Raw genomic sequence first — 21,627 nt, 5'->3', positions numbered from 1 at the left:
TTCGCGGCATGATGATTGCGTCTACACCGCCTACAGCGCGCACCGCACATCGCGCGATAACACTTCCACCGACCACACGATGAAGACCTTTCACTGCAACCGTTGCAACCAACTCGTTTTCTTCGAAAACACGCATTGCGAAAACTGCGGCGCGCGGCTCGGTTACGTGCCCGAGATCAATCAGATCAGCGCCTTCGAGGACACCGAAGACGGCCGCTGGCGCAGCCTTCATCCTCTTGCGAGTGATCTCTTCTACCGGCCGTGCCATAACTACGCGGTCGAAAATGTCTGCAACTGGGTGGTCCCCGCGCCCGATGCCGATACGCCCGATACCCTTGATACGCTCTGCTGCTCGTGCCAGTTGACGAGCACCATTCCCAACCTGTCGAATCCGGAGAATCGCGTCTACTGGTATCGCATCGAAACCGCCAAGCGCCGCCTGCTGTACACCTTTTCGGAGCTGGGCCTGTCCGTGAAGTCGCGTCAGGAAGATCCTGAACGCGGCCTCGAATTTCAGTTTCTCGAAGGCGACGCGCAAGGCCACGGCGTGATGACAGGTCATAACAACGGCATCATCACGCTCAATATCGCCGAAGCCGACGACGCCCATCGAGAGAAAACACGCTCCGCGCTTCACGAGCCGTATCGCACATTGCTCGGTCATTTCCGCCATGAATCCGGGCATTACTTTTTCGATCGCCTGATCGGCGACACCGCGCGCATCGCGCCGTTTCGCACCGCATTCGGCGATGAACAAGCCGACTACGCCGCCGCGCTCGATCGTCATTACAAGGAAGGTCCGCCCGTTCAATGGGAAGACAACTTCATCAGCGCCTATGCCACGATGCATCCCTGGGAAGACTGGGCGGAAACGTGGGCGCATTACCTGCATATCGTCGATACGCTCGACACCGCCGTTTCCTGCGGCCTCGTGCTCGTGCCCGACAGTCCGCACGAGCCCACGCTCACCGACCAGACACCGGTCGAGGAAACTACGTTCGATAACCTGATGAAACGCTGGTTTCCGCTCACTTATGTCCTGAACAGTTTGAATCGCAGTCTCGGCATGCCGGACGGATATCCCTTCACGCTTGCGCCAGCCGTCATCGACAAACTGCGCTTCGTGCATCGCGTCGTCGCGGCGGCGGCCAAGCGCTGAAGGCACGCGCTCAACCTTTGCCTTGCGTCTGAGTTTGAGTCTGAGTTTGGGTCTGGGTCTGGGTCTGGGTCTGCGTGGGCGGCTCGGGCTCCGGCTCCGGCGCGATCGGCAGCAGAAACTCGCGGCTCACGCGGCCCGCGAGATCGTTCACGCGAGCGAGAAAGTCCACAAGGTAAGCGTGCAACCCGCCTCGGAGAATGTCGCGGATGCGCCCGTTCTTCAATTCCGCGCTCAATTGCGCGGCGAGTCGCGTCGCCTCGGTGTCGCGCCCTTTCGTCACCTGCCCGATAAGTTGCTCCGCTTCCGCGATGCTCGCTGCAAGCGAACGCGGCCAGTCGCCATAAAGAATGAGGAGGCCTGCGACGCGCTCCGGCGTAATGACATCGCGATAAACCCGCCGATACACCTCGAAGCCCGATACCGAGCCGAGTACCGCCACCCAATGGTGATAATCGAACGGTTGTGCCGAAGTATCGGCGCGCTGCTCCATCATTTCGAACTTGACGTCGAGAATGCGCGCCGTATTGTCCGCGCGTTCGATGAAAGTCCCGAGACGCATGAAATAAAACGCGTCGTCCTTCACGAGCGTGCCGAGCTGAACCCCGCGCGACAGATGCGAGCGAAACTTCACCCACTCGAAGAAGGTATAAGGCTCGCGCTCAAGAATGCCGTCAGCGAGCATGCGCTGGCAGTCGAGCCAGGTCGTGTTGAGCGATTCCCATAACTCGCTATTGGTGGAACTGCGCACGGCTCGCGCATTCTCGCGCGCGGCCCGCAAACAACTGACGATCGATGAAGGGTTCGATAAGTCGCGCGCCATGAAGTCGATCACTTCGCGGCTTTTCATGCCGTGGTGCGCAGCCGAATAGATGCCGCTCAATTCCGATATCGACAGCATCGCGCGCCAGCCGAGTTCCGCATATTCGTCGGACTGCGGCAAAAGCGAAAGCTGATAGTTCGCATCGAGCATCCGGGCAGTGTTTTCGGCGCGCTCGGTATAGCGCGCCATCCAGAAGAGATGATCCGCGGTACGGCTCAGCATGGGTGTTTCCGGTTGTTTGTCGTTGTCTTTAGTGGCGCCGCGTTTTCTTCAGAACTTTTCCTTAGCGCTCCAATACCCAAGTGTCCTTCGTGCCGCCGCCCTGCGATGAATTCACGACGAGCGAGCCTTCGCGCAACGCAACGCGCGTCAGACCGCCCGGGACCATGCGCACCTCGGTGCCCGACAGCACGAAGGGGCGCAGGTCGATATGGCGCGGCGCAATACCCGACTCGACATACGTCGGACACGTGGAGAGCGCGAGCGTCGGCTGCGCGATGTATTTTTCCGGATGCGCTTCGAGCACCGCACGAAACTCGGCGATTTGCGCCGTTGTGGATGCAGGCCCCACCAGCATTCCATAACCGCCCGCGCCATGCGTTTCCTTGACGACGAGTTCGGGCAAATGATCGAGGACGTACGCGAGATCGTCGGGCTTGCGGCACATCCACGTCGGGACGTTATTCAGGATCGGTTCTTCGCCGAGATAGAAACGCACCATGTCCGGCACGTAGGGATAGATCGATTTATCGTCCGCGATGCCGGTACCCACTGCATTGCACAATGAAACATTGCCCGCGCGATACGCGCCGATCAATCCCGGCACGCCGAGCGCGGAATCCGGGCGGAACACCAGCGGATCGAGAAAGTCATCATCGACGCGGCGATAGATCACATCGACACGCTGCGGCCCCTGCGTGGTGCGCATATACAGGTAGTCGTTCTCGACGAAGAGATCCTGTCCTTCGACAAGCTCGACGCCCATCTGCTGCGCGAGAAACGCGTGCTCGAAGTAGGCCGAGTTATACATGCCCGGCGTCATGACGACGATCGTCGGATTCTCGGCGGCGGCGGCTGGCGCGGACGCGCGCAAGGTGTCGAGCAGCAAGTCGGGGTAATGCGCGACCGGCGCAACGCGATTGCGCGCGAAGAGGTCGGGAAAGAGCCGCATCATCATCTTGCGGTTTTCCAGCATGTACGACACGCCCGACGGAACGCGCAGGTTATCCTCGAGCACATAGAACTCGCCCTGTCCCGCGCGCACGATATCGATGCCCGCGATATGCGCATAGATATCGCGCGCGACATCGACGCCGCGCATTTGAGGACGATATTGCGCGTTGCCGAGTATCTGCGCCTCGGGAATGATGCCCGCGCGGATGATGTCCTGATCGTGATAGATGTCGTGGATGAAACGGTTGAGCGCGTTGACGCGCTGTCGCAAGCCGCGCTCCAATGAGCGCCATTCGTCGGCCGGAAAGATGCGGGGAATGACATCGAAGGGAATCGTGCGCTCGGGAATGATGCCCGGCAGATCGCTCGTTCCATAGACTGCGAATGTGATGCCAACGCGTCTGAAGTTGAGATCCGCCTCCGCGCGCTTGATGTCGATCTGCTGCTCGCTTTGCGCGGCGAGCCAGTTCATGAAGTCGCGGTAGTGCGTGCGTGGATCGCCGACGCCGCGAAATGCCACTGCCGTCAGGCCGCGCGCCTCCAGATCGCTGCGCTCGAACATCTCGTTGAAGAATGCTTGCGTCATAGCCGGTCTTCCAAATGAAGTGCATGCCGGGGTGGCGGTTCCCGTCGCTCGTATTACTGGTTGCACTCGCGAAACGCTTGAAGAGCCAAAAGACGCGGCGTATCCGGCCTTCTGGATACGTCGATAGGCGACCTCGTAGCGCGATGCTCTCTTGATCTCTCACACCTTTTAGTGTGGAACATCGATTGCGCGGGCAGCCCAGTGCCGAATGAGAAAAAGCAACTTCAATGCCAATGATATGAGCGGTCCTCCTCCTTGAATAAAGTACGTTTGCGCCAGGCCTTTTTAACCGTTTGCACCAAAAAAGCGCATCGCGCAGGACGGTTGCACAGTCGAAGGTTGATTTTCATGCTGCATGACGGTGCGCGAAATACGGAAACCCTGTGCGGCGCCGGTATCATAGGCGTCTCATCGCACGTCAATCACGCCCATGAACACCCCTTCCGAAGCCGCACCCCGTCCCACTCTACGCGAACTTACGCCTCTCGAAGCACGCGTGCTCGGCGTGCTCGTCGAGAAACAGCATACCGTGCCGGACACATATCCTCTTTCGCTGAATTCCCTAACCTCGGGCTGCAATCAGAAGACCGCACGCGCGCCGGTGATGAACGTGAGCGAAGACGAGGTGTTGACGACCATCGATGGCCTGAAGCGCCTGAGCCTCGTTTTCGAAGGAAGCAGTAGCCGGGTGCCGCGCTTCGAACATAACGTGAATCGCGTGCTCGGCGTGCCGAGCCAGTCGGTTGCGCTGCTTGCAACCTTGTTCCTGCGCGGCCCGCAAACGGCAGCGGAACTGCGCGCGAACAGTGCGAGGCTGCATTCGTTTGCGGACATATCATCGGTCGAAAGCTTTCTCGATGAGCTTGCCGCCAACGATCCGCCGCGTGTCGTGAAGCTGTCACGCACACCCGGCGAGCGCGAAAGCCGCTGGATGCATCTGCTATGCGGCGAAGTGAGCCTGGCCGACATCCCTTTGCGCGAAACGCCGGGCGGCGAATCCTTTTCGCTTTCCGAATTCGAAGCATTGAAGTCTGAGCAAAAGCGCCTTACTCACGAAGTCGCGCAATTGCGTGCGATGGTTCAGCAAATGGCGAGTGAATTGGGTATTACGCTGAATCAATCGTCGTCCGGTGACTGAACGATGGATGAGCCGCTGAGCTCCGCGCCGCTCGTATTTCGCGACGACGGAACGCCGTACTCGCCGCGTCACGACGACATCTATCACAGCGCGGCTGGCGCGCTCGCTCAGGCGCGCCATGTTTTTCTCGACGGCAATGGCTTGCCCGCGCGCTGGCGCAAAAAGTCGCGCTTCACCGTGGTCGAGACGGGCTTCGGCATGGGCGTCAACTTCCTTGCGACATGGGCGGCATGGCGTGACGATCCACAACGCTCGCCGGCACTGGAATTCGTGTCGGTAGAGAAGCATCCATTCAGCGCAAACGATTTGCGCGCCGCGCATGCGGCGATCATCGACGACACCGCTGTCGCGCAGCTCGCCGATGCGCTTGCTTCAGCATGGCCGCCGCTCGAAGCCGGCGTGCATCGGCTGGCATTCCTCGCTGGCGCGGTCACGTTGACACTCGCTTTCGGCGATGCGGGCACGCTCTTGCCGCATCTCGCCGACCACGGCCTTGCAGCGGACGCCATCTATCTCGACGGTTTCGCGCCAGCCAGGAACCCCGACATGTGGACGCCCGCCATCTTCGCGTCGCTGGCACGCATCGCCAGAGAAGATGCGACATTCGCGACCTATACCAGCGCGGGCCTCGTCAAACGCGCGCTCAGGGATAACGGATTCGACTATCTCAAGGTCGCAGGCTTCGGCGGCAAGCGCGCAATGCTTGTCGGCAAGCGAGTTCAATCTCGATCGGTTATTGATTCGTAAGCGTTGATCGTGTTTTTGTGAAAGCACGATAACTTCTCCCTCCATTTATCGGTCGGGCAACAAAGCGGAATAAGTTGGATAATGCGCAGCCTTAGCGGCGCGGCCCTTGCTCGCATCCTGTCAGCGCTGATTCATGAGGAGATAGGCTTTGGAATCCAACAACGATAAGCCCGGCAGCCCGTGGCTCTGGGTCGTGCTATTGATACCCTACGTCGCCCTGCTCTGGCTGCCGTTCTATAACGACACGCGCCCTTCACTCGCAGGATTCCCGTTCTTTTACTGGTATCAGTTCTTGTGGGTGCCGCTCACGTCGCTCCTGCTTTATGTCGTGTACAGGGGCCTGAAATGAACGATCTCACACCGGTCGATCCGGTTGCGATGACGATCTTCATCGCGTTCTTTGCGCTCGTGACCGTCGTAGGCTTTTTTGCTGCGCGCTGGAAGCGCGGCGATCTCACGCAGCTTCACGAATGGGGCCTGGGCGGCCGTCAGTTCGGCGTGTTGATTTCATGGTTTCTCGTAGGCGGCGATTTCTATACCGCCTATACCGTGATTGCCGTGCCGGCGCTCGTCTATTCGGTGGGCGCGTATGGCTTTTTCGCGCTGCCTTACACGATCATCGTTTATCCGTTCGTATTCGCGGTGATGCCTAAGTTGTGGAAGATCGCGCATGCGAAGAACCACATCACCGGCGCCGATTACGTGCAGGGTGAATACGGCGGCAAGTGGTTTCCGGCGGCGGTGGCGGTCACGGGCATCGTTGCGACGATGCCTTATATCGCGCTGCAACTCGTCGGCATGCAAGTGGTGATCAAGGGCCTTGGCGTGACGGGCGAGCTGCCGCTTATCATCGCATTCGTGATTCTCGCGCTCTATACCTATACGAGCGGCCTGCGCGCGCCCGCGATGATAGCCTTCGTGAAAGACATCATGATCTATATCGTCGTGATCGCGGCGATATGGCTCATTCCTGTGAAGCTCGGCGGCTATGCGCACGTGTTCGACGCGGCCGATCAATACTTCAAGGCGAAAGGCGGTCCGACGGGCATCATCCTCCAGCCGGGTCAATTCACGGCGTATGCATCGCTTGCGCTGGGTTCAGCGCTCGCCGCCTTCATGTATCCGCATACGATGACCGCGGTGCTCTCGTCTTCGTCCGCGGCGACCGTGCGCAAGAACGCCATCTTTCTGCCCGCCTATACGCTGTTGCTCGGGCTGATCGCGCTGCTCGGCTATATGGCGATCGCGGCGGGCGTGCACGTGAAGTCGGCATCGGATATCGTGCCGGTCTTGTTCGGCACGTTGTTTCCATCGTGGTTCGTGGGCTTCGCGGCTGCTGCCATCGCGATCAGCGCGCTCGTGCCGGCGGCGATCATGTCGATCGGCGCGGCGAATCTGTTCACGCGCAACTTGTGGCGTCCGCTCGTTTCGCCCGACATGTCGTCGGCGGCCGAAGCATCGACTGCGAAGCTCGTGTCGCTCGTCGTCAAGTTCGGCGCGTTGCTATTCATCGTGTTCCTTCCGACGCAATATGCGATCGACCTGCAGTTGCTCGGCGGCGTGTGGATTCTGCAAATCTTCCCTGCCATCGTGTTCACGCTCTTCACGCGCAGGCTCACGACGCCCGGCCTTTTTCTCGGCTGGCTGTTCGGTATTGTTTTAGGCACGGGCCTCGCGATCTCGCAAGGACTCAAGCCGGTCTATGTCATGCATCTCGGTGACGCTTCATGGCCGGTCTACATCGGCCTGATTGCACTCGTCGTGAATATCGTCGTGACGTATGTCGTTTCGCTGGTTACACAACGCCGGTGATACCATCGGCGTCAAGACCTTTCCTTGACGCAATGCGTGTCATGACCGCAAGTGAAAACACTCTGGCCTCGTCTTCCATCGCGAATGCAGTATTCGCGCAAGACAAGCTTTCCATCGGCATAACATTGCCGATCACACGCGGCAACGAAAGCATCGTCGACTTCAACGAGCAGATGGCAATCGCGCGACTCGCCGATCAACTCGGCTTTCGCGCGCTCTGGGTTCGCGATGTTCCGCTTAATAGCATCGACTATCCGGACCCGGTCGGACATCTCGATCCGTGGGTCATGCTCGGCGCGCTTGCATCGAATACGGAACGCATCGCGCTGATCAGCGGCGCGATCGTGTTGACGCTCAGACATCCGCTTCATGTCGCGAAGGGCGCGATCTCCGTAAGCGAGCTCTCTCAGGGACGCTTCATTCTCGGCGTCGGTTCGGGCGATCGTCCGCCGGAATATGCGGCGTTCGGCCGCGATCCCGATGAAAGACGCGATCTGTACCGACAGCATTGGGCCACACTCGCCGCAGCCGTTACCGTGCCCTCTCGCGTCATTCCGGACCACGCACCCGAAGGCGCGCCCGAGTTCTATCTCCTGCCTCGACAGAACGCTTCCATTCCGATGCTGGCCGTCGGTTCCGGCGGTCAAAGCGTCGACTGGATCGCGCGTCATTCGCTTGGCTGGATGACTTATCATCGCGAACCGCAAGCGCAGCGCGGCCGATACAGCATGTGGCGCGCAGCAGTCGATCGCGCAGCGTCCGGCGCCTTTCGCGCGTTTGGCGTCGCAATGCGGCTCGATCTCGGCAACGATGCCAACGAGCCCGCAACCGATATTTCCCTCGGCTATCGCACCGGGCGTCGCGCGCTCGTGGCGCTTTTGCACGAGATGCGCGAGAGCGGTACACATCACGTGACGCTCAACATCGCATCGGAACGACGACCTGCACGCGGTATCATCGAAGAAGTCGCCGCCTATGTGCTTCCCGAGTTTCATCGCTGAATCCGTCCTCTCATTCACGACAAAACCATGACCGCCTCATCGCCCGACGACGATATCGTTTCACTCGACGCCATCGCGCTCTCGCAAGCGATTCAAACACGCGATGTCTCGTGCGTCGAAGTATTGAACGCATATCTCGCGCACATCGATCGCATCAATCCCGCGGTCAATGCGATCGTCGCGATGCAGGATCGTGCCGTCCTGCACACGCTCGCCACCGAACGCGATACGCAATTATCCAGAGGCGAAAGCCTCGGACCTCTGCACGGCTTTCCGCAGGCGCCCAAGGACATCCTGCCCGTCGCCGGAATGGTCACGACGAAGGGCTCGCCTATATTTGCAAACGAAATCACGCGGGTCGATGCGGTCGTATTCGAACGCATGCGCAAGGCAGGTGCGATATTCATCGGCCGCACGAATTCGCCGGAGTTCGGCCTGGGCGGACACACCTATAACCCGGTGTACGGCACCACGCGCAACGCGTTCGAACAATCGCGCTCCGCTGGCGGCAGCAGCGGCGGCGCGGCCGTCTCGGTCGCACTGCGCATGCTGCCGTGCGCGGATGGCTCCGACATGATGGGTTCTTTGCGCACGCCCGCCGCGTTCAATAACGTATTCGGCTTTCGCACGACACCGGGATGCGTGCCTTATGCGCCAAGCGACGACGTGTTCTTTCAGCAATTCAGCGTCGCGGGCCCGATCGCGAGAAACATTCCCGATCTTGGGTTGTTATTGTCGGTGCAGGCGGGCTTCGATGCGCGCGCGCCGCTGTCCCGCAGAAGCGACAAGCCCGCCGATTTCGCGAACGCGCTCGATCGCGATATGCGCGGAACGCGCATCGGCTGGCTAGGCGACCTGAACGGACATCTGCCGATGGAAGCAGGCTTGATGGACACGTATGCATCGGCGCTGCATCACTTCGAAACAGTGGGCTGCACCATCGAGACGGCCAGGATCGATTTCGATCTCGATCGTCTCTGGAATGCATGGCTCGATCTGCGCAGCCTCACGTTCTCCGGCACCAACGCGCCGCTCTATCGTGACGCCGCAAAGCGCAAGCTGCTCAAACCCGAAGCGGTATGGGAAATAGAACGAGGTCTGAAGTTATCGGGAGAAGATGTTTCGCGCGCAATTCGCGACCGTGCCGCATGGTATCAGGCGATCAACGCGCTATTCGATAACTTCGACTATCTGTTGATGCCATCGGCTCAGGTCTTTCCTTTCGACGCGGAACTGGACTGGCCGCATGCCATCGCTGGCCGCGAGATGGATAGCTATCACCGCTGGATGGAAGCTGTCGTTCCAGCGACGATGGCATCGCTGCCCGCGTTGAGCGCACCGGCCGGCTTTGGCCCCGGAGGCTTGCCGGCCGGATTGCAGATCATCGGTCCGACACAAGGCGATCTGGGCGTGCTGCAACTCGGGCTCGCTTACGATCGCGCAAGCGGATTCTCAAGCGCGCGCAGTCCCTTGCTTGGCTAAAGCACGTAACGCTCAGGCCGCAGTGCTCTGCGTGCTCTTGCGCGAAGTTCTCCTCCCGGCCGGTCGGCCCGGTCGCTTCGGGCTCGAAGTGCGCGATGTCGATGCCGCACGCCCCCGCCGCGCCCCTTTCTTCGCAGTGCCGTTCTTGCCTGATGCAGCATCGATCAGATAAGCGCTGCGGTCGGGCGCATCCTTGATCCATGCCGGCGGACGCGCATGACCGCTCCAGGTCGCGCCCGATGCCGGATCGCGATACTTCGGTGGAAGTTTGGATTTGACCGCGCCATTCTTTGAAGCAGCCGATTTCTTTGAATCAGCCGGACGGCCGCGCTGTTTCATCGTTCCCAGGCCGGCTTTGGCCAGATCTGCTGTGGTCAAGCCAAATTCATCCATCATTGCCCGGATCTTGGCGATCACTTCGACCGACTCTTTTGCCCGCAAAGCATCCGCGCGCTGCTGCAATTTCCGAATCTGGTTTTCCAATTGCGCCAATGTAGCCATGTCCCCTCCCGGATCGTTGCGTTGTGGATCACGAGGCGTTTGTCTAATAAGTACCCTTGACGCCCGATTTCCGTCACAAGCAGATCTTATATGGATAACGGCGATGCTAAGCACTCTTGTGAAAAGATTGCTTTTCAATACTTCTATTCTGATGCGCCGCATATCATAAGCGTGTCACTTGCACGCTTGCGGGACATGGTGGCCGATCGATTTCTCTGTCGCGCGCTCGTCATACGATTGGTGACTCGCGCGGACCATGCAAGCGACAAAAACGCGTGCGTTGCACACGCGTCATGTCGGGTTGAAATCGATCACTCGGAAACGACGCCCGATTCCTGTTCGGCTGGTGTCAGTGCAAGCGCCAGAATCATCGCGCCACTATTGAGCGGCACTGAACTGCCGACACGCCTCGGCCTATAAACCGGTTGTCCGCGCCTGATTGCCTGCCCGCTCAATGCACATGTTCCGCGCTTGCGGGCGGTGCAAAGCGCCCAGACCTGCTCCGAGTAGTTGAACGACGTGGGATCGTGCCATGAGAGCGCCAGCGTCGATTCGCTCAGACGCTCCAGCACGCGAATATTGACGCAATGCTCTTCGGCGGGCCCGAAGCATGCGCTCTTGCCCGGCACGTTGCGCACGAGCGACCGTGTCATCAGCGCGAGCTTCTCGTTTGCTTCCGTTGGGCGGCTCGCACGGCTGTCGAGCATTGCCAGAGTACGGCTCCAGGGATCCATCAACGATGGATGCTTCATGTTCCGCTCCTGCTGGCGGCAAGTCCGCCGCGACGAAAGTCGGGAGACGTTGCCGGTGGAGTTCCGGGGAATGCGCCGCACGACCCGCTTCCTGAGCCGGTATGCCGCGCCGCTTCGGATGATCGTTCCTAGAGTAGTACACCTGAGCATGCTTTTGTTTTCATTTTTCTTGGACATAGTTCGATATGCACGCCGGCTTTGACATTTGGGATTGGCGTGACATGGTGCGCCCGGGCGGGTGCAACCCGGACTACTCAGCGGCTATTTAACGTGAAATCGACATGAACGAACGTTCGCTTAAATCATCTGATGTTATCGATGACGCGTGCGCATTGCGCCTGCTTCTGGCCGTTTGCGCACGTTTCGCGCTGAATCGAGGATGCGCGAACTCGCAGATTTCTGACACAATAAAACCAGCGAACCGCATTTCTTCTGTCGGAACATGACAAGCAAGCTCTCGATCCATGCCACGATCTCGGCAGACCGCGCCTCGGTAAGCTTTGTCGCGTTCTCTCGCGAGCAGGCTATTCAGTGCAACATCACGCGCAAGGCATTGGAGCAGTGCTTCTGGGCGCCGGCCGGTGCCAGCGACGAGCGCCTGTTAAAGGCGCTCAGCGACGGCTACGAACGGATCAGCGCTCGCGTGCATCGAAAGTTTCTCGCTCATCCATCCAGTTCGATTCATCTGGATGTCATCGATTTTTCTTCTTAGCGCGCTGCCTGCGTCGCCTTGCGCATCTTCGCCACGTCCTCGGTTGGGACCGCCGCCGTGTTGTTGTTCCAGGCGCCGCGAATGAAGGTCAGCACATCGGCGACTTGCTGATCGCTCAGCACCGGCGCATAACGAGGCATCGGATACGGTGCAGGTACGCCATTCAGCACGAGATCGCCGGTGCCGTTCAGCGTGACGTTGATGAGCGAAGACGGGTCTTTTTCCAGTACGTTCGGATTGCCCGCAAGCGGTGCGAGCATCGGCGCAAAGCCGCGGCCGTCCACGCCATGACAATGCATGCAATAGGCCGTGTAGACGCGCGCACCCGAATCCGTCGCGGCCGGGCGTGTCAATGACACTTTGGTGGCTTTCGGATCATATGAATACTGCGCGCCGCCATTCCCGCCCGATGCCGGCAATGATTTCAGGTACCGCGCCATTGCGTTGACATCGGCGTCGCTTAGTCCTTGCGTGCTGTTATTGATCACGCTCGTCATCGAGCCGAATGCCGACGCATGAGCATTCGCGCCCGTCTTTAGAAACGTAGCAACGTCCTGTTCGGACCAGCGTCCGAGTCCCGTATTGTGTTCGCCCGTCAGATTGGAAGCGAACCAGTTATCGAGCAAGCCGCCCGTCAGATATGCGCTGCTGCTTTCGTCCAGTCCTTTTTCCTGAAACGCGATGCCGCGCGGGGTATGACACGATCCGCAATGTCCGAGGCCCTGAATCAGATAAGCGCCGCGATTCCACGCGACATCCTGGCCTGCCTTGCTTCGATAAACGCCTTTATCGAGAAACACCACGTTCCAGAGTTTCAACGGCCAGCGCATATTGAGCGGCCATTTGATATCCGGCTCGCGATTCACCTGCTTGACAGCCGTGACGCCATGCATGAAATAAGCGTAGAGGGCATGCATGTCCTCATCGTTGATCTTTGCATAAGACGGATAGGGCATCGCCGGATAAAGATTGTGGCCGTCCTTGGCCACGCCCTCACGCAATGCCCGCGCGAAATCCTCTTCCGTGTAGCGGCCGATTCCTGTGTCCGGATCGGGCGTGATATTGGTCGTGTAGATCGCGCCCAATGGCGTCGTCATCGGCAAGCCGCCCGCAAGGGGCTTCCCGCGCGGCGCCGAATGGCACGCGACGCAATCGCCCGCCCGGGCGAGATACGCGCCACGCGCGACCAGCGCATCGTCGGCCGCATGGGCCGAAGCCGTGAATGCGAACAACGCCGCAATCAGAGGCTTGTATGCATTTCTCATGACAGCCTCCTCAAGCGCTTTGCAATTGATTGCCTACCGGTAACTGCCTTATCCGCTTGCCTGTCGCTGCATGGATCGCATTGGTGATAGCCGGCGCGAGCGCCGCTGTGCCAGGTTCGCCAATGCCGCCCGGCGCTTCCGTGCTCTTTACGATATGCACTTCCACCGGCGGCGTTTCGTGAATGCGCAGCATTCGATAATCGGTGAAATTGCTTTGCTCGACGCGCCCGTCCTTGATCGTGATTTCGCTATAAAGCGCAGCCGTGATGCCGAAGATGATGCCGCCCTGCACTTGCGCTTCGACTGTATTGGGATTCACGACCATGCCGCAATCCACCGCGCACACGATACGGTTCACCTTCACCGCGCCGTCCTTGTCGACCGTGACATCCGCAACGATCGAGAAGAAGCTGCCGAACGCATGCATGACCGACACGCCGCGCCCTTGTCCTTGCGGAACCGATTGCTTTCCCCAGGCGGCCGCCTGTGTCGCGACGTCGAGCACGTTACGCGCACGCGGCGACTTGCCGAGCAGAGCACGTCTGTATTCGACGGGGTCCGCTTTCGCCTGAACCGCGAGTTCATCGATAAAGCTTTCGACGACGAACGTACCGCGCGTCGGTCCCACGCCGCGCCAGAATGCGGTGGGCACGTCATGCGGTTCGAGCCGCACGTAATCGACGAGCTGGTTGGGTAAATCATAGGGAAGATCGGATGCCACTTCGACCGCGTCGGGATCGACACCGTCCTTGACAGCCGGCGGCGCAAAACGCGCGAGCACCGATGACCCGACGATGCGATGCGTCCATGCGACTGGCTTGCCGTTCGCATCGAGTCCCGCGGATAGCTTGTCGTAGTAGCACGGCCGATACATGTCGTGCTGAATGTCTTCCTCACGCGACCATGTCACCTTGACAGGCACGCCGAGCGCCTTGCCGATCTTGAGCGCTTGCGTGGCCATGTCGAATTCGAGCCGCCTGCCGAAGCCGCCGCCAAGCAGATGGTTATGCACGACGATCTTGTCGGCGGGCAAGCCGGTCGCTTTCATACCGGCATCGCGAATACGCGTAGGCACTTGCGTGCCGAGCCAGATATCGCACCCATCGGGGCGTACATGCACGGTGCAGTTGATCGGCTCCATCGTCGCATGCGCGAGAAAAGGCTGGACGTAGACGGCGTCGACACGCGTCTTCGCCTTCGAAAACGCGTCGTTCACGTCGCCTTCCTTGCGCGCGACAGCGCCCGTACGTTGCGATGCATTCGCCATGTCATCGACGATCTGCTTCGTCGATACGCCGGCGCTCGGCCCCTCGTTCCATTGAATCCGCAATGCAGCGGCGCCTCGCTTGGCAGCCCACGTATGGTCGCCGATCACCGCGACGCCATTGTCGAATTTCACTACCTGACGCACGCCGGGAATCTTCTTCGCGTTGCTATCGTCGACCGATGCGAGCGTGCCGCCGAATACAGGGCAATTCACGATAGCCGCATAAAGCATGTCGGGCAATCGCACGTCGAGACCGAACATCGCGGTGCCATCGACTTTCTCCGGCGAATCGAGACGTCTGACCGGCGTGCCGATTATCTTGAAGTTATGCGCATCTTTTAACTTGATATCTTGTGGCACCGGCAATTTCGCGGCCGCTTCGGCGAGATCGGCATAACTCGCGCTACGATCGCCCGACGCATGCATCACCTTGCCGCCCTGCGCCACGCAAGACGACGGATCGCATTGCCATTGCTGCGCCGCAGCCGCGACAAGCATCATGCGCGCGGCCGCACCCGCACGGCGCAACGGCTCCCATGCATAGCGCACGGAAGTCGAGCCGCCCGTCAGTTGGCCGCCCAATAGCGGGTCTGTGAAGAGCTTTTCGTTGGGCGGTGCATGATCGATCGTGACGCTGTCGAGCGGCACGTCGAGTTCTTCGGCGATCAACATGGGCAACGCGGTATAAACGCCCTGACCCATTTCGACCTTCGGCATGATCAGCACGATCTTGCCGCTCTTGTCGATCTGCACGAAAGCATTCGGCGCGAATACGCCGTCTTGCGGAGACTCGACGCCATCGCCGCCTATCACCGACTTGCCTTTGTTCTGATCCTGGCTCGCGGCCGGCAGGCTGAAGCCGATCAGCAATCCGCCGCTTGCGGCGACACTCGCCGTCACACCGAACTTCAGAAACGCGCGACGCGAGAACCCCGCGCGCGCCGCATGACGTCCCGCTTCAATCAATCCTTGCGACATGTCACGCCTCCTTCGCGGCTTGCTTGATGGCCGCGCGGATGCGGTGATAGGTGCCGCAGCGGCAGATATTGCCCGCCATTGCGGCATCGATATCGGAATCGTTGGGATCGGGAACGGTCGTGAGCAATGCCGCCGCGGACATGACTTGTCCGGACTGGCAATAACCGCACTGCACGACATCGAGCCGACGCCATGCTTCTTGCACTTTTTTGCCGGCAGGCGTGTCGCCGACCGCTTCGATCGTCGTCACCTTGCGATCGCCGACCGCAGCGACCGGCAACACGCATGAACGAACGGCGACGCCATCGAGATGAACGGTGCACGCGCCGCATTGCGCGATACCGCAGCCGAATTTGGTGCCTGTCAGTCCCACGATGTCGCGCAATACCCAAAGTAGCGGCATGTCGGGCGGCGCATCGACCGTATGGTTCTGGCCGTTGATGGAAAGCGTAGTCATGAGCGGCTCCGGCTTATAAGGTTTTGGCGGATATCGCAGACGGCCGACTGTGTGGGGCGGCAGTCGGTTTTCAGGCATCCGGATTGTAGCGCCGACCAAAAAATCAGGCTTGGATGACGGCGCGCTTGCGGATAACTTTGTTCTCGCGCTTAAGATTGGTGCGCGCTGTTTTGATTGCCGTGATTGCCTGAAACTCCGGTAATAACGAGAGCCTTACGGATTTAAAGAATGCTGATGGAGAAGACAGTTAGTTGCAGCGTAGATCAATTTACTTTCCACCGAGGGCCGCCATGGTTTCGTCCAGCAAGACACGCAGCCGCGCGACGCGTTTGAGATCGCGGTGATAACCGAGCCATACGTCCCTCCCAGGCGGCGCTTCACCAAGATCGAAGCGCACAAGGCGCGCATCGGCATCGCCGAGAGGACATGGCAAAACCGCATAGCCCGCACCTTGGGCACACATATGCGCTTGCGCGTCGCGATTATTGCTGCCGAAAACGATCTTCGCCTTCGGCAACATCCGCTTTACCCAAAGCACGTCCGGCAACTGATCGAATGCGCTATCCATGCTGATGAGCGTCTGCCCTTTTCCATCGCCCGCTTTCGGTGATGCAAGATCGGCACGTCCATAAAGCGCGTAATCGATATGCATGAGCTTGCGCTGTACGACATCCGGTTCATCGAATGGCGTGATGCGAAACACGAGATCCGCCTCGCGCCGCGCAAGGTTATAGCGCCGCGCATCGGTGACGAGTTCGATCGATACCTCGGGATGTTTCGCGAGAAAGCGCGCGAATATCGGCGTAAGCACATGCACGCCGAACCAGTCCGACGATGAAACCCGCAGCAAGCCCGTGAGCTTCGCGTCCTGACCCGCGAGCGCACGCGTGAAGCCGAGCGCCTCTTCTTCCATGCGTTCGGCATACGAAAGCACGGCCGCGCCTTCGTCGGTCAATACGAAACCATCGCTCGTACGCTGGAAAAGCATATGGCCCAGCGATTCTTCGAGCGCACGCAGTCGCCGCCCCATCGTCGGCTGGGTTTGCCCGATCATCCTCGCGGCCGCGCCCAACGTACCGCTTCGCGCAATCGCGAGGAAGATGCGAACGTCACTCCATTCGAGATTCGCTCCATTCATTTTCGTATGAACGCCGTGCGGTTATGTCGATTTACATGCCAACGTGCATGGCGGAGTATGAGCGCATTGCAATCAACCTTCAATGTTTCCGGGAGCCCACGATGTCCACCATGCAAGCACTCGTACTCGATCGTCATAACGGCCCGCTCGAACTCGCCGAGCTCGATCGTCCCGAACCTGGGCCGGGGCAAGTACTCGTGCGCATCGCGGCGAGCGGGCTCAACCCGCTCGACACGAAGATTCGCGCGGGCGCCGCGGCCCATGCGAAACATCCGCTTCCGCTCGTGCTCGGTATCGATATGGCCGGTGTCGTCGAAGCAGTCGGTGCGGGCGTCGATGCGTTCAAGCCGGGCGATGCGGTCTATGGCATGACCGGTGGTGTCGGCGGTATTCAGGGTTCGCTCGCGCAATATGCCGCGGTCGATGCCGCGCTTCTCGCGCATAAGCCCGCGAATCTTTCGATGCGCCACGCGGCCGCGCTGCCGCTCGCTTTCATCACGTCTTATGCGGGCATCGTCGATCGCGCGCATCTACAGGCGGGACAAACCGTGCTCGTGCAAGGCGGCGCCGGCGGCGTAGGGCACGTGTCCGTGCAACTCGCGCGCGCACTCGGCGCGCATGTATTCGCGACCGCAAGCGAGCGCGATCACGCCTTCATTCATATCCTCGATGCGACGCCGATCGATTATCGCAAGACGAGCGTCGAGCAGTACGTCGCCGCGCATACGAATGGCGCGGGCTTTGATCTCGTCGTGGATACGGTCGGCGGCGCTTCACTCGATGCATCGTTTGCAGCGGTAAAGCACTTCGGTCATGTCGTCAGCGCGCTGGGATGGGGCACTCATGCGCTCGCGCCGCTTTCGTTTCGCGAGGCAAGTTATTCGGGCGTGTTTACGCTGCATCCGCTATTGACGGGACAGCATCGCGCGCATCACGGCGAAATGCTGTATGAAGCGAAGCGGCTTGCCGAAGCGGGCAAGCTCGCGCCCCACATCGATGCGAGACGCTTCGATTTGAACAGCGCCGAGCGTGCTTATGAAGCGCTGCTGGATGGCACGGCGCGCGGCAAGATCATCGTCGATGTGGATGCAGCGCTCGTCGGCTAGGCAATCAGCCGAACACGCCCGCGAGACCGAGGAGCGCGCTCGCCGCGACGAGATAGATCGGATTGAGCTTGCTGCGATAAGCGACCGCCGCGCAAACGACCGTGCATAGCGCGCGCGACACGTTCACATCCGTCTCGCGTGCAAACACATAAGCGGCCGATACGAGCAAGCCCACGGTCACGGGTGCGAGTCCCTTGCGAATCGCGGTAACGATGCGCGAGTCCTGCCTGCGCTCCACCCATGCGCTCACGAAGTAGGCCATCAAGGAAGAAGGCAGGATCTTCGCGACCGTCGAAACGAGCGCACCGGCAAGCCCTGCCGCCTGAAAGCCGATCAACGCGACCGCCATGCCGTTCGGACCCGGCGCGGCCTGCGTGATCGAGAAGAACGTGACGAACTGCTCGCCCGTGACCCAGTGACGCGTATCGACCGCATAGCGCTGGATATCGGCGAGCGTGGCATTCATGCCGCCCACGGCGAGCAATGACCAGATCGAGCCATGTACGAAAAGATCGGCGAGCGTGCTCCACATCGCGTCAATCCTTGCGCGCGCGGCGCAGCATCGCGATCGTGCCGAGCGGCCCGAGCACGGCAAGCACGATCAGAAGCGGAATCTTCATGAGCGCAATACCGATGAACGTCGCCGCCACGAGCACGATGCTCGCCACGCTGCGGGGCAGGCTCGTCACGAGTTTGAGCACGGTCGCGATCACGAGCCCCGTCGCGGCTGGCATGAGTCCCGCGAAGAGATGTTCGGTGATCGCCGCATGTCCCCATCGGGCATACGCGTAACCGACGCCGATCGTGATGATGGTCGGCGCGAGATACAGCCCGAACACCGCGATCGCCGCGCCCTTCGCGCCGCGATATTGCCGCCCGAGCACGGTCGCGATGTTCGCGACGTTCGGGCCCGGCAGCAATTGCGCGAGCGGCAACAACTCCGCGAACTCGCGATTCGTGAGCCAGCCCAGACGCTCCACCAGCATGCGCCGCGCCCACGGCAATACGCCGCCGAAACCCGTCAGTCCGATAAAAAAGAAAGCCTTGAAGAGCGCGAACGAAGTGGGCACGGGCGGTGCGCCGGACGTGTTCGTTTCGCTCAACGATGTGGCGGCGTGGATCGTATGGGCAGTCATCGTGATGCGTGTGGTCGGGAAGGAGCGTGGTCGCTGGGGGCACCTTTATGCCGCCAGCCCTGAAAGCCATACTATCTCAGTTGCCTGACCGATGAATCACGGAAAGCCGTGGCCCTAAGGCTCCGTTAAGCCTGTTCTCCGACAATTGCGGTCTCATCGGAGGATCGGCCCATGCGACTTGAATCCGCGTCTGCTTACAATACGCCCGCACGTCTCTTTCACTGGATTACCGCACTGCTCCTGCTCGTTCAGTACGTGCTCGCCTGGACGATGCCGGACGTACATCGCGACACGAAGCCCGTTGGTTTGATCGCGTGGCACCTGGGCGTCGGCGTCGCGATCGTTCTGCTCGTATTCGTGCGCCTTCTCTGGCGCAGCATGCATGCCGCGCCGCCCGAGCCCGCATCCTTGCCGGCCGCCTTGCGCGCGCTCGGGCGATACACGCACTGGCTGCTTTACCTCCTGCTGATCGCGGTGCCGTTGATGGGCTGGGCCAATGCGTCGTCGCGGGACTGGTCCGTCACGCTGTTCGCGTCGATCCCGATGCCGCCGCTTTCGCCCACCGGATCGCCGGTCGGCCACGCGCTCGGCGACTGGCATCGCGTGTTCGCGTGGGTGCTGCTCGCGCTCGTGGGCCTGCATGTCGGTGCGGCGCTGTTTCATCAGTTCGTCTTGCGCGATAACACGCTGGCGCGCATGCTGCCGTCTCATCGCAAGCAGGCTGCGACTAAACAATGACGACGATGAGACGCGATTCCATTCTCACTCAACGCGTATCTTAGGGATATTAGCGACGAGACACGTCGTTCGTCTTTACTCTTTAATCAACGAGACGAACGATAAAAGGTGACGTCATGGCGTCCCAGACCGAACTCAGGCGCTTTACCTCCAACCTCGCCGACGAACTCGACAGCGCCGCGCTGTACGACACGCTCGCGCAAGCCGAAAAGCAGGAAGACAAGCGGCGCGTCTATGCGGAACTGGCCGAGGCCGAGCGGCGTCACGCCGACATATGGGCCGCGAAATTGCGGGCGAACGGCGTATCGGTGCGAACGCATCGCATCGGCGCGAAAACGCGGATCATGCGCACGCTCGCCCGGACGTTCGGACCGGACTTCGTGTTGCGCTCGGTCGCCGCCGGCGAAATGGCCGATCGCGACAAATATGCGGGACAGCCCGATGCGGCGCAGATGTCGGCGGAGGAACGGCATCACGCGGATATCGTGCAGGACGTGGCGAATCGCAACAAGGGTTTGAGCAAAGGAGGCGCGATTGCAGCGGCGGAATCGTGGCATCGCGGCGTGGCCTCGGGCAATGATTTGCGGGCAGCCGTGCTTGGCGCGAACGATGGCCTCGTGTCGAACTTCTGCCTCATCATGGGCGTCGCGGGCGCGGGCAGCGACAGCAGAACCGTGCTGCTTACGGCATTCGCGGGTCTTGTTGCAGGCGCAGCGTCGATGGCGCTCGGCGAGTGGCTCTCCGTGACCAACGCACGCGAACTCGCGCGCACGCAAATCGCGAAGGAAAAGGACGAGCTGGACCACATGCCCGATGCGGAGCGCCACGAACTCGCGCTCATCTATCAGGCGAAAGGCATCGACGCCGCGGAAGCCAGACGCGTCGCTGCTCAGATCATGCGCGACAAGGACAAGGCTCTGGATACGTTGACGCGCGAAGAACTCGGCCTCGATCCGCGCGAGCTTGGCGGCAATCCCTGGACCGCCGCGCTCGCATCCTTCACGTTGTTCGCGGTGGGCGCGATTATTCCGGCCATCGCGTTTCTGTGGGCGAGCGGCGCCAGCGGCATCGCGCAATGTATCGTGTTGAGCGGACTCGGCCTGGCGGGCATCGGCGTGTTCACGTCGCTGTTCAATGGACGCGGCGCGATCTTTTCGGCAACGCGGCAAGTGCTGATCGGCATGGTCGCCGCGGGTTGCACCTTCGGACTCGGCAAGCTGCTGGGCGTGTCGCTTTCGTGACATGCTTGCGGCACTACACTACGCCTTCCATCTCACTCGATCCTTCCCGATGAGCCAACTTCTCTCGCTGCGCCCTTTTGTCCCCGCCAAAGACTTCGAACTGTCCAAGCGCTTCTATGAAGCATTAGGCTTTCGCATCACGCATCAGGACGACAACATCGCGATGCTGAAAGCCGAAAGCTTCAGCTTCATTCTGCAAAACTTCTACGTCAAAGAGTTCGCGGAAAACTGCATGCTGCAACTGCTCGTGCGCGATGTCGACGCGTGGTGGCGCGACGTGAATCCCGAGAGCCTGAGCGAGCGCTTCGCCGTCAATCCCGCGCGTGCGCCCGCGATGCAGAGCTGGGGAATGAAGGTCGGCTTCGTGTTCGATCCTTCCGGCGTGCTGTGGCATGTCGCCGAGGCCCCGTTCTGACGC

General features: G+C 60.5%; 21 protein-coding genes and 1 pseudogene. 12 read left to right on the top strand and 10 right to left on the bottom strand.

The features are described from left to right. Window positions 1-79 precede the first annotated feature (79 nt). Complete coding sequence (locus tag PQR08_RS20420) at window positions 80-1,159, top strand: zinc-binding metallopeptidase family protein (protein ID WP_250486127.1); 1,080 nt, start codon at window positions 80-82, stop codon at window positions 1,157-1,159. 10 nt (window positions 1,160-1,169) lie between these two features. On the opposite strand, the gene PQR08_RS20415 is transcribed toward PQR08_RS20420, so the two are convergent. Then, entirely contained in the window at window positions 1,170-2,201 is a 1,032-nt protein-coding gene (locus PQR08_RS20415; protein WP_250486126.1) for an alpha-E domain-containing protein, read from the bottom strand. 61 nt (window positions 2,202-2,262) lie between these two features. Beyond that, on the bottom strand, window positions 2,263-3,738 hold the full coding sequence (locus PQR08_RS20410; protein WP_035505619.1) for a circularly permuted type 2 ATP-grasp protein: 1,476 nt from the start codon (window positions 3,736-3,738) through the stop codon (window positions 2,263-2,265). Window positions 3,739-4,168: 430 nt separating this feature from the next. On the opposite strand from PQR08_RS20410, the gene PQR08_RS20405 reads away from it, so the two are divergent. The 6 genes and pseudogenes from PQR08_RS20405 (at window position 4,169) to PQR08_RS20380 (ending at window position 9,918) form a co-directional block, all read left to right on the top strand. After that, window positions 4,169-4,876, top strand: a complete 708-nt coding sequence (locus PQR08_RS20405) for a YceH family protein (RefSeq protein WP_035505621.1) — start codon at window positions 4,169-4,171, stop codon at window positions 4,874-4,876. Window positions 4,877-4,879: 3 nt separating this feature from the next. Beyond that, window positions 4,880-5,590, top strand: a pseudogene (gene mnmC2, locus PQR08_RS20400) (tRNA (5-methylaminomethyl-2-thiouridine)(34)-methyltransferase MnmC2); the annotation flags it as partial. A gap of 181 nt (window positions 5,591-5,771) precedes the next feature. Next, window positions 5,772-5,972 carry a DUF3311 domain-containing protein gene (locus PQR08_RS20395; RefSeq protein WP_238216276.1) on the top strand — a complete coding sequence of 67 codons (201 nt, stop codon included), beginning with the start codon at window positions 5,772-5,774 and terminating at the stop codon, window positions 5,970-5,972. Continuing rightward, window positions 5,969-7,435, top strand: coding sequence for a monocarboxylate uptake permease MctP (gene mctP / locus PQR08_RS20390; RefSeq protein ID WP_250486125.1), 1,467 nt, complete (start codon window positions 5,969-5,971; stop codon window positions 7,433-7,435). The genes PQR08_RS20395 and mctP overlap by 4 nt, the downstream gene beginning before the upstream one ends. Before the next feature lie 41 nt (window positions 7,436-7,476). Next, window positions 7,477-8,436: an LLM class oxidoreductase gene (locus PQR08_RS20385; RefSeq protein WP_250486124.1), complete on the top strand. Its 960-nt coding sequence runs from the start codon at window positions 7,477-7,479 to the stop codon at window positions 8,434-8,436. Window positions 8,437-8,463: 27 nt separating this feature from the next. Continuing rightward, entirely contained in the window at window positions 8,464-9,918 is a 1,455-nt protein-coding gene (locus PQR08_RS20380) for an amidase (protein ID WP_250486123.1), read from the top strand. A 12-nt stretch (window positions 9,919-9,930) separates the two neighbouring features. On the opposite strand, the gene PQR08_RS20375 is transcribed toward PQR08_RS20380, so the two are convergent. Then, a complete protein-coding gene (locus tag PQR08_RS20375) occupies window positions 9,931-10,419 on the bottom strand; it encodes an H-NS histone family protein (RefSeq protein ID WP_250486122.1) in 489 nt (162 codons plus the stop codon). A gap of 311 nt (window positions 10,420-10,730) precedes the next feature. Beyond that, window positions 10,731-11,171: a DUF3331 domain-containing protein gene (locus tag PQR08_RS20370; RefSeq protein ID WP_187604518.1), complete on the bottom strand. Its 441-nt coding sequence runs from the start codon at window positions 11,169-11,171 to the stop codon at window positions 10,731-10,733. A 442-nt stretch (window positions 11,172-11,613) separates the two neighbouring features. On the opposite strand from PQR08_RS20370, the gene PQR08_RS20365 reads away from it, so the two are divergent. Beyond that, window positions 11,614-11,883 carry a DUF1488 family protein gene (locus tag PQR08_RS20365; protein ID WP_035505640.1) on the top strand — a complete coding sequence of 90 codons (270 nt, stop codon included), beginning with the start codon at window positions 11,614-11,616 and terminating at the stop codon, window positions 11,881-11,883. Here the strand turns inward: PQR08_RS20365 and PQR08_RS20360 are convergent. From PQR08_RS20360 to PQR08_RS20345, 4 genes are all read right to left on the bottom strand, one after another. Beyond that, window positions 11,880-13,148 (bottom strand): cytochrome c, encoded by a 1,269-nt coding sequence (locus PQR08_RS20360; protein WP_250486121.1) that lies wholly within the window; start codon window positions 13,146-13,148, stop codon window positions 11,880-11,882. The genes PQR08_RS20365 and PQR08_RS20360 overlap by 4 nt on opposite strands. 10 nt (window positions 13,149-13,158) lie before the next feature. Further along, a complete protein-coding gene (locus PQR08_RS20355) occupies window positions 13,159-15,393 on the bottom strand; it encodes a xanthine dehydrogenase family protein molybdopterin-binding subunit (protein ID WP_250486120.1) in 2,235 nt (744 codons plus the stop codon). A 1-nt stretch (window position 15,394) separates the two neighbouring features. Next, entirely contained in the window at window positions 15,395-15,850 is a 456-nt protein-coding gene (locus PQR08_RS20350) for a (2Fe-2S)-binding protein (RefSeq protein ID WP_187604333.1), read from the bottom strand. 268 nt (window positions 15,851-16,118) lie between these two features. After that, window positions 16,119-16,988, bottom strand: a complete 870-nt coding sequence (locus PQR08_RS20345; protein WP_250486119.1) for a LysR family transcriptional regulator — start codon at window positions 16,986-16,988, stop codon at window positions 16,119-16,121. Window positions 16,989-17,089: 101 nt separating this feature from the next. Here PQR08_RS20345 and PQR08_RS20340 point away from each other — a divergent pair, with 101 nt between their 5' ends. Continuing rightward, a complete protein-coding gene (locus tag PQR08_RS20340; protein ID WP_250486118.1) occupies window positions 17,090-18,094 on the top strand; it encodes a zinc-dependent alcohol dehydrogenase family protein in 1,005 nt (334 codons plus the stop codon). Between the two features lie 4 nt (window positions 18,095-18,098). On the opposite strand, the gene PQR08_RS20335 is transcribed toward PQR08_RS20340, so the two are convergent. Both PQR08_RS20335 and PQR08_RS20330 read right to left on the bottom strand, forming a co-directional pair. Continuing rightward, window positions 18,099-18,626 carry a chromate transporter gene (locus PQR08_RS20335; protein ID WP_187604336.1) on the bottom strand — a complete coding sequence of 176 codons (528 nt, stop codon included), beginning with the start codon at window positions 18,624-18,626 and terminating at the stop codon, window positions 18,099-18,101. Window positions 18,627-18,630: 4 nt separating this feature from the next. Next, window positions 18,631-19,230 carry a chromate transporter gene (locus PQR08_RS20330; protein ID WP_250486117.1) on the bottom strand — a complete coding sequence of 200 codons (600 nt, stop codon included), beginning with the start codon at window positions 19,228-19,230 and terminating at the stop codon, window positions 18,631-18,633. A gap of 171 nt (window positions 19,231-19,401) precedes the next feature. Between PQR08_RS20330 and PQR08_RS20325 the strand changes: the two genes are divergently transcribed. From PQR08_RS20325 to PQR08_RS20315, 3 genes are all read left to right on the top strand, one after another. Further along, entirely contained in the window at window positions 19,402-19,968 is a 567-nt protein-coding gene (locus PQR08_RS20325; RefSeq protein ID WP_250486116.1) for a cytochrome b, read from the top strand. Window positions 19,969-20,084: 116 nt separating this feature from the next. Beyond that, complete coding sequence (locus PQR08_RS20320) at window positions 20,085-21,209, top strand: VIT1/CCC1 transporter family protein (protein ID WP_250486115.1); 1,125 nt, start codon at window positions 20,085-20,087, stop codon at window positions 21,207-21,209. Between the two features lie 49 nt (window positions 21,210-21,258). After that, window positions 21,259-21,624, top strand: coding sequence for a VOC family protein (locus tag PQR08_RS20315; RefSeq protein ID WP_238216256.1), 366 nt, complete (start codon window positions 21,259-21,261; stop codon window positions 21,622-21,624). Window positions 21,625-21,627 lie beyond the last annotated feature (3 nt).

Source organism: Caballeronia jiangsuensis, from assembly GCF_046030135.1.
Taxonomy (GTDB): Bacteria; Pseudomonadota; Gammaproteobacteria; order Burkholderiales; family Burkholderiaceae; genus Caballeronia; species Caballeronia jiangsuensis.
Note: the sequence above shows the minus strand (reverse complement) of the source record. Positions and strands in the feature narration are given on the sequence as shown.